At 70.9% G+C, this 11,654-nt stretch carries 11 protein-coding genes; 4 read left to right on the forward strand and 7 right to left on the reverse strand.

Annotated elements, in window-relative coordinates; translation table 11 throughout:
• Together sdhA and ACWD3E_RS25860 are read right to left on the reverse strand one after the other, a co-directional pair.
• A partial coding sequence (gene sdhA / locus ACWD3E_RS25855) for a succinate dehydrogenase (quinone) flavoprotein subunit (RefSeq protein ID WP_451389944.1) occupies positions 1 to 1,196 on the reverse strand: 1,196 nt, incomplete at its 3' end.
• 2 nt (positions 1,197 to 1,198) lie between these two features.
• The gene (locus ACWD3E_RS25860) at positions 1,199 to 1,870 is read right to left on the reverse strand and encodes a succinate dehydrogenase (protein ID WP_451390141.1); all 672 of its coding nucleotides are present in this window, start codon (positions 1,868 to 1,870) and stop codon (positions 1,199 to 1,201) included.
• 119 nt (positions 1,871 to 1,989) lie between these two features.
• Here ACWD3E_RS25860 and ACWD3E_RS25865 point away from each other — a divergent pair, with 119 nt between their 5' ends.
• Positions 1,990 to 2,874, forward strand: a complete 885-nt coding sequence (locus ACWD3E_RS25865) for a LysR family transcriptional regulator (protein WP_451389945.1) — start codon at positions 1,990 to 1,992, stop codon at positions 2,872 to 2,874.
• 50 nt (positions 2,875 to 2,924) lie between these two features.
• Here ACWD3E_RS25865 and ACWD3E_RS25870 read toward each other — a convergent pair whose 3' ends face one another.
• The 3 genes from ACWD3E_RS25870 to ACWD3E_RS25880 all read right to left on the reverse strand — a co-directional run bounded on the left by ACWD3E_RS25870 (position 2,925) and on the right by ACWD3E_RS25880 (position 7,093).
• Complete coding sequence (locus tag ACWD3E_RS25870) at positions 2,925 to 5,069, reverse strand: putative bifunctional diguanylate cyclase/phosphodiesterase (protein WP_451389946.1); 2,145 nt, start codon at positions 5,067 to 5,069, stop codon at positions 2,925 to 2,927.
• Positions 5,066 to 5,878, reverse strand: coding sequence for an SAM-dependent methyltransferase (locus ACWD3E_RS25875; protein WP_451389947.1), 813 nt, complete (start codon positions 5,876 to 5,878; stop codon positions 5,066 to 5,068). Before ACWD3E_RS25875 ends, ACWD3E_RS25870 begins: the two co-directional genes overlap by 4 nt.
• A gap of 255 nt (positions 5,879 to 6,133) precedes the next feature.
• Positions 6,134 to 7,093: an SCO0930 family lipoprotein gene (locus tag ACWD3E_RS25880; protein WP_451389948.1), complete on the reverse strand. Its 960-nt coding sequence runs from the start codon at positions 7,091 to 7,093 to the stop codon at positions 6,134 to 6,136.
• A gap of 318 nt (positions 7,094 to 7,411) precedes the next feature.
• On the opposite strand from ACWD3E_RS25880, the gene ACWD3E_RS25885 reads away from it, so the two are divergent.
• Together ACWD3E_RS25885 and ACWD3E_RS25890 are read left to right on the forward strand one after the other, a co-directional pair.
• Positions 7,412 to 8,026: a hypothetical protein gene (locus tag ACWD3E_RS25885; RefSeq protein WP_451389949.1), complete on the forward strand. Its 615-nt coding sequence runs from the start codon at positions 7,412 to 7,414 to the stop codon at positions 8,024 to 8,026.
• Between the two features lie 24 nt (positions 8,027 to 8,050).
• Positions 8,051 to 8,815 carry a bestrophin-like domain gene (locus ACWD3E_RS25890; RefSeq protein ID WP_451389950.1) on the forward strand — a complete coding sequence of 255 codons (765 nt, stop codon included), beginning with the start codon at positions 8,051 to 8,053 and terminating at the stop codon, positions 8,813 to 8,815.
• Between the two features lie 116 nt (positions 8,816 to 8,931).
• Here ACWD3E_RS25890 and ACWD3E_RS25895 read toward each other — a convergent pair whose 3' ends face one another.
• Positions 8,932 to 9,675, reverse strand: a complete 744-nt coding sequence (locus ACWD3E_RS25895; RefSeq protein ID WP_451389951.1) for a hypothetical protein — start codon at positions 9,673 to 9,675, stop codon at positions 8,932 to 8,934.
• Between the two features lie 331 nt (positions 9,676 to 10,006).
• Between ACWD3E_RS25895 and ACWD3E_RS25900 the strand changes: the two genes are divergently transcribed.
• The gene (locus ACWD3E_RS25900; protein WP_451389952.1) at positions 10,007 to 10,678 is read left to right on the forward strand and encodes a class F sortase; all 672 of its coding nucleotides are present in this window, start codon (positions 10,007 to 10,009) and stop codon (positions 10,676 to 10,678) included.
• 39 nt (positions 10,679 to 10,717) lie between these two features.
• Here ACWD3E_RS25900 and ACWD3E_RS25905 read toward each other — a convergent pair whose 3' ends face one another.
• Positions 10,718 to 11,554 (reverse strand): polysaccharide deacetylase family protein, encoded by an 837-nt coding sequence (locus ACWD3E_RS25905; RefSeq protein WP_451389953.1) that lies wholly within the window; start codon positions 11,552 to 11,554, stop codon positions 10,718 to 10,720.
• Positions 11,555 to 11,654 lie beyond the last annotated feature (100 nt).

The raw sequence follows: 11,654 nt of genomic DNA on the forward strand, positions 1-11,654 counted from the left end.
TCCTCGTCGGTGATCCGCTGGTACATGTCGAAGAGGTTGCCGTACTTGGCCTCGACGGCCCCCCGGCCCATCCGCTTGATGGCGTCCGCGAAGTCCAGGTAGACGCCCTGACCGCCGGGGCCCACTCCCCTGCCCTCGTCGCAGACGTTCTTCGCGGCGCGGGAGGCGATGTCGCGCGGGACCAGGTTGCCGAAGGAGGGGTAGATGCGCTCCAGGTAGTAGTCGCGCTCGTCCTCGGGGATCTCGTTCGCCGGACGCGTGTCACCCTTCGCCTTCGGCACCCAGATACGCCCGTCGTTGCGCAGCGACTCACTCATCAGCGTCAGCTTCGACTGGTGGTCGCCGGTACGCGGGATGCAGGTCGGATGGATCTGCGTGAAGCAGGGGTTGGCGAACCAGGCGCCCCGCCGGTGCGCCCGCCAGATCGCGGTCGCGTTGGAGTTCATCGCGTTCGTCGACAGATAGAAGACGTTGCCGTAGCCGCCGGAGGCCAGCACCACCGCGTCCGCGACATACGTGTCGACCCTGCCGGTGACCAGGTCGCGGGCGACGATGCCGCGGGCCCGGCCATCCACGACGACCAGGTCCAGCATCTCGGTGCGCGGGTGCAGTTCCACGTTTCCGGCCGCAATCTGCCGGGACAGCGCCTGGTAGGCACCGAGGAGGAGCTGCTGGCCCGTCTGACCGCGGGCATAGAAGGTGCGGGAGACCTGGACACCGCCGAAGGAGCGGGTGTCGAGCAGGCCGCCGTACTCACGGGCGAAGGGCACGCCCTGGGCCACGCACTGGTCGATGATCTCGACGGAGATCTGCGCCAGGCGGTGCACGTTGGACTCACGGGCACGGAAGTCGCCGCCCTTGACCGTGTCGTAGAAGAGCCGGTGGATGGAGTCGCCGTCGTTGCGGTAGTTCTTCGCCGCGTTGATACCGCCCTGCGCGGCGATCGAGTGGGCGCGGCGCGGGGAGTCCTGGAAGCAGAACTGGACGACGTGGTAGCCCTGTTCGGCGAGCGTCGCACCGGCCGAGCCGCCGGCCAGGCCGGTGCCGACGACGATCACCGTGTGCTTGCGCCGGTTGGCCGGGTTGACCAGCTTCGCCTCGAAACGGCGCTTGTCCCAGCGCTCGTTGACGGGCCCGGAGGGGGCTGTGCCGTCGGCCACCGGCGCACCGGTCGTGTAGTTGGTGTAGGAGGTCATCTTCAGCTCACCCCTCCGGTCATGACGCCCACGGGTACGGCGATGAAGCCGGCCGTGAGCAGCAGCGCGAGGACGTTGGCGGTGGCCTTCAGGCCACGGTCGAGGGTGCGGCTGCCGACGCCGAGGGTCTGGGCGGCACTCCAGAAGCCGTGCCGGATGTGCAGGCCGAGCGCGAGCATCGCGACGATGTAGATCACGTTGCCGTACCAGGTGGAGAAGGTGTCGACAACGTTCTGGTAGGGGTGGCCCTCCTGGAAGCCGCCGTGGTGCACGGTGCCGGTGGTCAGGTCCAGCAGGTGCCAGATCACGTACAGGCCGAGGATGATCCCGCCCCAGCGCATGGTCCGCGTCGCGTAGGTCGCCCGGCGCTTTGAGTGCACGTACTTGCTGGGCCGGGCCTTGATGTCGCGGCGGCTGAGCTGGTAAGCGGAGACGCCGTGCGCGATCACGGCGACGATCAGGACGATCCGGAGGAGCCAGAGCGTCCATCCGTAGTGCATGAAGGGGTCGCCGAGGGTGCGCAGCCAGTGGCTGTAGTGGTTGAACCGGCCTGCCCCGAAGTAGATCTTCAGGTTTCCGATCATGTGCAGGACCAGAAAGGCCAGCATGATCAGTCCGCTGACGGCCATCACCGTCTTCTTGCCGACGGTGCTGCCCCACATCGTGCGCGCCATGGACGGCCGTCGGTCCGTCAGCGTTGCAAGAGCCATGGCAGAGAAGCTAGAGCCCGGGAACCCGATCGGTCCAAGACATGGTTCAGCTTGTTTCCATAGGCTCAGGCTATTCTGGGTGGGTGCAGTTCCAGCAGCTTCAGTACTTCGTGGCCGTCGCCGAGACCCGGCACTTCACCCGGGCCGCCGAGCGGGTCCATGTCGCCCAGCCGTCGCTGTCCCAGCAGATCAAGGCGCTGGAGCGGGAGCTGGGCGCGGATCTGTTCCTGCGGGCGCGCGGGAACATCACGCTCACCGACGCGGGCGAGGCGCTGCTGCCGCTGGCCCGGCGGATCCTCGCGGACACGGACACGGCCCGGCACGAGGTGCAGGAGCTGGTGCAGCTGCGCAGCGGCCGGGTCCGCCTGGGGGCCACTCCGAGTCTGTGCACCGGTCTGCTGCCGGACGTCCTGCGCGCCTTCCACGACCGCTATCCGGGCATCCAGCTGCTGATCGAGGAGGGCGGCTCGCACGACCTCGTCCGGCATCTGGCCCGCGGCGCCCTGGACCTCGCCCTGATCGTGCTCCCGCTGCCTTCGCCCGCGCCCGCGCTGACCACCGTGGAGCTGCTGCGCGAGGACCTCGTGGTGGTGTCCTCACCGGAGGCGCCCGCGCCGGGCCGCAGCGGACGCGCGATCGGCATCGCCGAGCTGGAGGGTGCGCGGCTGGTGATGTTCCGGCACGGGTACGACCTGCGCGAGCTGACCGTCGCCGCGTGCCGCTCGGCCGGGTTCGAGCCGGAGTTCGCGGTGGAGGGCGGCGAGATGGACGCGGTGCTGGAGTTCGTACGGGCCGGGCTGGGGGTGGCCGTCGTGCCGCGGATGGTCGCCACCCGGTCCGGGCGCGGGCTCAGGGTGACACCGCTGGCCCGGCCGGGACTGCACCGGACCATCGCGCTGGCACACCGCAGCGACGTGGCTCCGCCGCGGGCGGCCCGTGAGTTGCAGCGGATGCTGCTGGAACGCTGAAGTCGCCCCTGGCCGCGGCCGGACCGCGGCGCTCCACGAGGGATCGGGGTTCAGCCCGTCGCGTCCACCAGCGCCAGCTCGTGCAGCCGCTCGGGCGGGCCCGGACGCGCGTAATACCAGCCCTGGGCCGTGTCGCAGCCCAGTATCCGCAACTGCTCGGCCTGGGCGCCGGTTTCCACGCCCTCCACGGTCACCGCGAGGTCCAGGCTGTGGGCCAGGGTGACGATCCCTTCGACGATCTTCAGGTCGACGGGGTTCGCCGGGAACTGCTGCATGCCCCGGGTGAAGGAGCGGTCCAGCTTGAGGATGCTCACCGGGAGTCGGCGCAGGTTGGCGAGGTTGGAGTAGCCCGTGCCGAAGTCGTCCAGGGCGATGTCGACGCCCATCTCGGCAAGCCGGCGCAGGGGTTTGAGGAGATCGTCGTCGGCACCGATCAGCGCGGACTCGGTGACCTCCAGGCACAGCGAGTCCGGGGTGACGCCGGTGCGTTCGAGGATGTCCACCGTGTCCTGGACCAGGCCGGGGTGGGAGAGCTGGCAGGGCGACAGGTTGACGTTGATGCGCAGCGGGCCCGCGTTCGCCGGGGCGCCGTGACGCTCGCGCCACTCGCGGGCCTGCCGGACGGACTCCTCCAGGACCCAGCGGCCCAGCGGAACGATCAGCCCCGTGTGCTCGGCGAGCGGGATGAAGCGGTCGGGGCCGAGGACGCCGTGCTGCGGGTGCAGCCAGCGCACCAGGGCCTCGGCGCCACGCACGCTGCCGTCGCCGAGGTGGACCAGGGGCTGGTACTCGATGAAGAACTCGCCGCGTTCCAGGGCCGTCGGCAGCGCCGTGGTCAGGCCGTGCCGGGTGATGGCGCGGGCGTCGGCCTCGGGGTCGGCGAGTTCCGAGCGGTTGCCGCCCGCCGACTTGGCCCGGTACATGGTGATGTCGGCGCTGCGCAGCACCTCGGCCGCGGTGCGCTCGCCGGCCGGGCCCTCGACGATGCCGAGGCTGCCCCGCACCAGGAGGTCACGGCCGTCGATGCTGATCGGCGTGACGAGCGCGTGCATGATGCGTTCGGCGAGCTCGTCGACCTCGCGCTCGGTGTCGGGGCCGACGGTCAGCGCCACGAACTCGTCGCCCCCGAGCCGGGCGACCATCTCGCCCGGGGCGGTGGCGCAGGACTGGAGCCGGTCAGCGACCTCCACCAGCAGCCGGTCGCCGGCCGCGTGGCCGAGGCTGTCGTTGACGGTCTTGAACCCGTCCAGGTCCAGGTAGCACAGGCCGAAGCGCTGGCCCTCGCCCGCGTTCAGGGCCTTCTCCAGCCGCTCGAAGAACAGGGTGCGGTTGGGCAGGCCGGTGAGCGCGTCGTGCGTGGCCTCGTAGCGCAGCCGGAGGTTGAGCAGCCGGCGCTCGGTGGTGTCCTCCATGAGGGCGAGCTGGTACTGCGGCTCGCCGTCGGCGTCACGCAGCAGGGAGACGGTCAGGTTGGTCCACAGGACCGTGCCGTCGGGCCGGTTGAAGGCCTTCTCCACGTGGTAGTGCTCGCGCTCGCCGCGGACCAGCTCGTCGTAGAGCCGCCAGGTCTGCGGCGCGTCCTCGGGGTGGGTCCAGTCCAGCACCCGGCGGAGCCGGATGGCCTGCTCGGAGAGCCCGAACATGCGCAGCAGGGCGTCGTTGACCTGGAGCACGTTGCCGTCGAGGTCGGCGATGCCGATCCCTATGGCGGCGCCCTCGAAGACCGCGCGGAAGCGGGCCTCGCTCGCGTGCAGCGCCTGCGCCACCACGCCCTGGGCCTGCAACGCGGCCTGGGCGATGGCCTCTTGCTCGGCCAGGGTGCGCTCACGCAGCGCCTGCGCGTAGCCGGCGGCCATCGCGTGCTGCAACCGCGAGGAACGCATGCGCAGTTCGTCCTGGGGGCCGTCCTCGCCGCAGTAGAGCACCAGGTAGGCGTCGATGCAGTCCAGGGTGCGGGCGAGGGCCTCGGGGTCGGTGCAGTGCGCGCCGACCAGGGCGGCGCCGACGGCCTTGGCGTCCTCGGCGGCGAAGCTGCGGGCCCGCAGGAGGTGGCTCAGGCGGCGGGCGAGCGGCAGGAGTTGCTCCTCGAACTCCGCCCGCGTGAGTGACGTCGAGGTGACCGGGAAGACCGCCCGGCTCCAGATCGTCGTCAGCCGCCGCAGTCTGTCCTCCGGCCCGTCCGGTTCCGCGTTCACGCCGGACGCCCCACACCGGCGAATCCGGAGTAGGCGTACGGATCCTCGTCCTCCGGCGCCGAGTCCGGGCGCCAGAGCGGCATCGGCACCAGTCCGGGTTCCACCATGTCGTACCCCTCGAAGAACCGCGCGATCTCGTCGCGCGAGCGCATGATCAGCGGGTTGCGAATGTCCCTGTATACGTCCACCGCGCCCTCGGCCCGCTCGGGAGGCAACGGGATTCCCTCGTACGAGGCATGGGTGAGGATCAGCAGGCTGCCGGGCGCGAGCGCCGCGCGCAGCTCCGCAACCGCACCATAAGGGTCGTCCGTGTCTTCCACGAAGTGCAGTATGGCAACGAGCAGGAGGGCCACTGGCCGATTCAGGTCGATGAGGCGCTCGAGCTGGGGGCTGGAGAGGATCTCCTGGGGCTTGCGCAGATCCGCCGCGATCACGTCCGCGTCCGTATTGCCCTCCAGCACCGACTGGCTGTGCGCGACGGCGACCGGGTCGTGGTCCACGTACACCACCCGGGCGCCGGGTGTGGCGCCCTGGGCGATCTCGTGGACGTTGCCGAAGGTCGGGATGCCGGAGCCGATGTCGAGGAACTGGGTGATGCCCTCGGCCGCCGCGAAGCGCACGGCCCGGCGCATGAACGCCCGGTTCGCCTGCATGACCTTCGGCAGGCCCGGCATGAACTCCATCGCCTTGCGGGCCGCCTCCCGGTCGACCTCGAAGTTGTGCGAACCGCCCAGGTAGTAGTCGTAGATGCGCGACACGCTCGGCACGGTGATGTCGATGCTGCGTGGGGCCCAGGCGGGACGTTCCATGTACTGCTCCAAGGCGTAGGCGACAGGGACAGGCGATCCGGTGTTCGAGCTGAGGCTACTGATCGCCCGCCAAAGGAGCGACCTGAACCGGAAATTGACCGTCCGTTCCCGGTCACCACCTGGGGCAAGTGTCCGTATGACCCCGCTGCGTAACGGCTGCCGGACATGCAACGGTCCGCCCCCTCCGGGCGGTGCGGAGGGGGCGGACCTTCGGTGGCGCGCAGGTCGGGCGGGTGATCGACCTGGGGAGGTGATCTATGCGGCCGGCGCGCCCACCGGCTTTCCGTCGGGCGAGACGGCGTACCAAGTGCCGCCCACGCCCTGACCGTTGGTGTCTCCCGGCGCCTTGTCACCGGAGAAGGTGTAGACGGGCCAGCAGTTGACGGTCATCTGCCGGACCCCGTCGGGCCGGGTGAAGCCCATCAGGCCCTTCTTCTTCACGCCTTCGGTGTCGCCCGCCTTGACCGGGGCGACGGCGGGCCACTTCTCCAGGCAGGCTCCAGTGCAGTTCGAGACGGGCTCGGGCCAGGCCTTGTCCTTCAGGAAGCGGTAGACCGTCATGCCGTGCCTGTCGACGATGATGTCGCCGAGCTTGGGGTCCTTGTGGACGGACAGGCCGGGCAGGGCGTTCACGGACGCCTTCTTGCCGTTGGGGGCGAGCGCGAACCATGTGCCGCCCACGCCCTGCCCGTTGACGTCGCCGGCGTTGACGTCCTTGGCGTACCGGTAGGCGGGCCAGCCGCCGATGGTGAGCTGCTTGGTGCCGTCGGCGCGGGTGACCTCGCCGAGCAGCGCCTTGTCGACGCCTGCGCCGGCGGTGGCGTCGCCGGCGGGCACCGGCGGCCAGGTGGTGGCACAGTCGCCGGAGCAGTTCGACTTGGGCGGGTTCGCGGTGTCCTTGTCGAAGCGGTACAGGGTGAGGCCGGAGCCGTCGGTCAGCACGCTGCCCAGATCGGGGTTGGCGGCCACGGTCAGCTTGCCCGCGGGCGCGGCCGGGGACGGTGAGGCGGAACTCTGGCTGCCGTCGGCGCCGTAGCCGTTGCCCGCGCCGGCTGCGGCGCCCGGGCTGCCGTAGTCGCCCGCCGCAGCCGTGGCCCCGACGTTCTGGGCCGCCGAGGCCGGGGTGGCGGTGTTGTCCTTGCCGCACGCCGTCGTCAATGCCATCAGCGCGGCGGCCGTGGCCACCAGTGAGGCGGTCCGCCAGGAGGTATTCATCGTCAACTCCCCATCATCGCCTGGATGTTGCAGCGTCTTCCGGTGCCGCCGCACGGCCATGGGTACGGGCCGCGGGGTCCCGGGCGTTCAACGGGGACGGGAATTTCTTTCCGGAATCCGAGCCGGAACCCGTAACAGCCGGACTCTTCACCCCTGATGGGGATCTTCCGTCCTTCAAACCTTTCATGGCGCTGTGTCCCTCGTTCGGATCAATACCTGGGTATGGGAGGAATGGGACCGCGCCCGGCGCCCCATGCTCTCGTCGTGCATGGACCCGAAGTGACCCGATGCGCGCCCGCCGCAAGGGTGTTGGCCCTGGTGACGCTGACCTGGACGCTGGTGGGCTGCCCGGTCGGCACCGCCTCGGCCGACGCCTGTGCGTACGCCTCGACGGGCCCGGACGGCACGGTGGCGGTGGCCGTCGCCGGCGACCACGACGACGGCCACGGCCACGGCCACGACGACGGCCACGGCCACGGCCACGGTCATCACCATGGCCACCACCACGGCCACGGCCACTGGCCCGATCCGCCGTGCCCGAAGCCGCCCCCGCCGCCGTGCCCGCCGACGCCCACACCTACGCCGACGCCCCCGCCCCCGCCCCCGCCACCTCCGCCTCCCCCGCCGAAGCCGACGCCGACGCCCGAACCCGCGCCGAAGCCGCGGCCGAAGCCGCCCGTCCGGCCCGTGCCGGCCCCGCCCGCGCCCCGGCCGACGCCCACGCCGCCTCCGGCTCCCGAGCCGAAGCCGCGGCCGAAGCCGAGGCCGACGCCCAGGCCCACCCCCCGGCCCTCGGTGACCCCGGTGAGCTACCCGGCGTACCACCCCCGGCCGACGAGCCACCCGGCGCCCGGGCACACCTCACCGGTCACCTACGTACTGCTCATCACCGTTCCCGCAATCGTCGCCGTCGCGGCGCTGCGCCCGCGCTGACGCGCTCACCCCTGGAGGCACCAGTTGTCGGATTGGCTTGTTCTCGTCCTCGCGATGCTGGGGGCGGGTGCCGTGGTGGCCGTCATCGTCCTCGTACGGAAGAAGACCGCGACCGAGGGCGAGGATCCCGACGAGACCCCGGACGTCATCGAGTACATGACGATGTGGATCGGGGTCGTGTACGCCATCGTCCTGGGGCTGGCCATCGCGGGCGTGTGGGAGGCCCGCAGCGCCGCCCAGGACCATGTGCAGGCCGAGGCCCAGGCGCTGCACGAGATCTCCGAGCGGGTCCGGGTCTATCCGCCGGACGTCCGCGACCTGATCCGGGCCGATGTCAACGCCTACGTCGGACACGTCGTGACCACCGAGTGGAAGTCGATGACCGACCACGAGCGGGTCACCCCGCGCGGCGGCGAACTGCTGGCGCAGCTGCGCCACGACGTCACGGACTACCAGCCGAAGAACGACTTCGAGGCGCAGGCCTACCAGCCGCTGCTGGACCAGCTGGCCTCCGCCGACCAGGCGCGCAACGCGCGCGCCGACGCGACGGGGCCGACCATGCCGCCGGTGGTGTGGTGGGGACTGGTCACCGGGGCCGTCATCACCATCGGCATGGTCTTCGCGCTCCAGATCCAGCGCACCCGGCGGGAGCTGATCCTGGCCGGGCTGTTCTCCACGACCATCGCCTTCATGCTGTTCCTCATCTGGGACTTCGACTCCCCCTACAGCCGCGGCATCGCGGCGACGGCGCAGCCGTTCCTGAACCTGTTCCCGAACATCAAGGGGTAGTCCCCCGGATCAGGGGCCGGTGGGCCTGAGCAGGTCTTCGCCCCGGCTCCCTGCGGGGGACCGGGGTGAAGGCCTGCTCAGGTGCGCGGCGCTCGCCGGCGGGCCCGTCCAGGGCGTCAGATCCGCTTCTCGTTCCGGCGGCCCAGCCAGTACACGCCGCCCGCGATCACGACCGAGCCCACGAGCCCGCCGCCGATCGCCGTGTCGGCCGGCGTGGCGCCACTGGTGACGCTGCCGCCGAAACCGCCGTTGACACCGCCGAGGACGGTGAAGGCACCCGGACGGGTCAGCCTCCTGCCGTTGCACTCGACCGTGATGTCGTACGGGCCGGGACGGGTGCCGGGGTCGATGGTGACGGCGCCCCGCGAGACGTCGTTGCGGAGCGGGGTCAGCGAGGTGGTGCGGAAGGCGCGGGAGGACATGACGCCGCCCCGGCAGCCGTCGACGGTGGCCAAGAGCCGGCCGCCGGCGGCGATCACGCGGGGCTCCGAGACGATGTTGCGCAGGCCGCCGTCGCCCCGGGCGCCGAAGTCGCCACCCCGCCCGAACTCATCGCCCCTGCCGAAGTCCTCGTCCTCGTCCTCGGGGTCCTCACCCCGGCCGAAGTCCTCCCCTCTGCCCAAGGTGTCCCGGCCGTTGCTGCTGAGACTGCCGTTGCCGTTGTTGTTGAAGTGGCCGTCGAAGTGGCCGGTGCCGTTGAGGCCGCCGAGGCCGTTGCCGGTGCCCGAGCCGACGTTGACCCCTGTGTCGTTGGACGAGCCGCCCCCGTTGCCCATGCCGTCCGCGACGGCCACAGGGGCGGCGAACCCGAGCACGGCGAGCGCTGCGCACGCTGCCGCCAGGGCACGTTGGTTTCGCATGTGATCCTCCGCGGGAGGCGCCCCGGGTCCCGTTCCCGGTCGATCGGCGAGAAAACGCCTCCCGGGAAGACCCTTAGACTCCCCGAACACGCCCGCATTTCGAGAATGGTCCGTTCTGGTGAGGCAACACGCCGAGCGAAAACCACACAATCAGATATTGTTGCAGGTCACGGACCGTCAGAAAATTCCTGGGAACGGCAACTCGGATGGCGCACCCGGAGGGCGACGGGCCACCCGTTCGCCCCCCGCCCCGTCGCCCGTCGCGCGCGCGGGACTTAGCGTTCTCCCATCGCGACGGACGTGGCGACGGCCGCGTCGAGAGGGGTGAAGAATGCTGGCGTCCGAGCTGTCCGAGTTTGCCGAAGAGGAGGAACGGCGGAGAAAGCGTGCCCCGTGGGGCGTCATAGCGCTTGTTCTGCTGACCGGCCTGGCGCTCATTCGGAATGGTTCGGGGGAGTTCGACGTCGGCCCGCCGCAGCCCGCGTCGGCGGCGGCCCCGGACACCCGCGTCGCCCCGGGCACCTTCTCCGCGGCCCCCGCCCCGCTGCCGTTCTCCGTGGCCGACCGGGTCCGGATCCCCGCGATCCAGGTCGACGCGCCGGTCGTGCCCGTCGGCCTGGCCTCGGACGGCTGGGTGGGCGCGCCGCCGCCGGAGTACCCGAATCTGGCGGGCTGGTTCACCGGCGCGGTCTCCCCCGGCGAAAAAGGCACCGCGGTCGTCGTCGGCCATGTCGACAACGAACAGGGCCCGGCCGTGTTCTACGGCCTCGGGTCCCTGAAGAAGGGAAACCGGATCGAGGTCGTGCGCAAGGACGCAAAGGCCGCGGTGTTCGAGGTCTACGGAGTCGAGGTCTTCTCGAAGAGCAATTTCCCCGGCGACCGCGTGTACGGCTCGAAGGGCACACCGGAACTGCGGGTCATCACCTGCGGCGGCGGTTTCTCGAAACAGAACGGCTACGACGGCAATGTCGTCGTCTTCGCCCGCCTGGTCGCAATCGGCTGAATTCCGCGGCCGGGCGGGCGGCGCACCCGTGCGGGCCGCTCAGGTCGGGCGTCTGCGCGGCACGGTGAGGTGATAGCCGGAGTCGATCAGGTACGGCAGGTACTCGCGGATCGCCTTGACGCTCTGCGAGCGGTCGCCCCCGGCATCGTGGGAGAGCACGACGACACCGGGGGCGGCGCCGCTCTCCACCCGGTGGACGATGGTGTTCGTGCCGGGCTCCATCCAGTCGGTGCTGTCGATGGTCCACGCCATCGGCTCCATGCCCATCTCGGCGCCCAGTTGGAAGGCGGCGCGGTTCCAGGCGCCGTAGGGGGCGCGGAACCACTGGGGCCGCTCCCCGTAGGCGTCCTCGATGGCATCGCTGGTCCGCGCCATCTCGGAGCGGATCTGCCGGCGGTTGAGGGTGGTCAGCAGCGGATGCGTCCAGGTGTGGTTGCCGACGACATGGCCCTCATCGGCCATCCGGGCCACCAGTTTCTTGTTGTCGACGACGCACTCGCCGCACACGAAGAACATCGCCCGTACGTCGTACTTGGCGAGGGTGTTCAGGATGTGCGGGGTGTAGTCCGGGTTGGGGCCGTCGTCGAAGGTCAGCATCATGTGCCGGCCGCGTCCGGAGATCTCCAGGATGGGTTCCTTGCGCACCTTGAGCCGGCGTGGTGCGGCGCTCGGCGGGCCGTATCCGGTCAGGGGCTGGAGCCGGAAGGCGGAGGACTTGAGCGCCTGGCGGGCCTGCGGTCCGGCGGCGGGCGGGACGCTGCGGGCGGTCTCCTCGCCGCCGCCCGCCATGAGGACTCCGGCGGTCCCGGTGCCCGCCAGCGCGGCGGCCCCGGCCAGCAGCATGCGGCGGCGCGTGAACAAGTGATCCTTCTGCATGACCCATCAGTCGCCCGGCGGGACCCCGACCCACCACAACAACACCGGTGCGGCGGCAGGAATGCACCCGATCGGGCGCGCACGCACCACTGCGCGAAGG

The organism is Streptomyces sp. NPDC002676 (assembly GCF_053592455.1).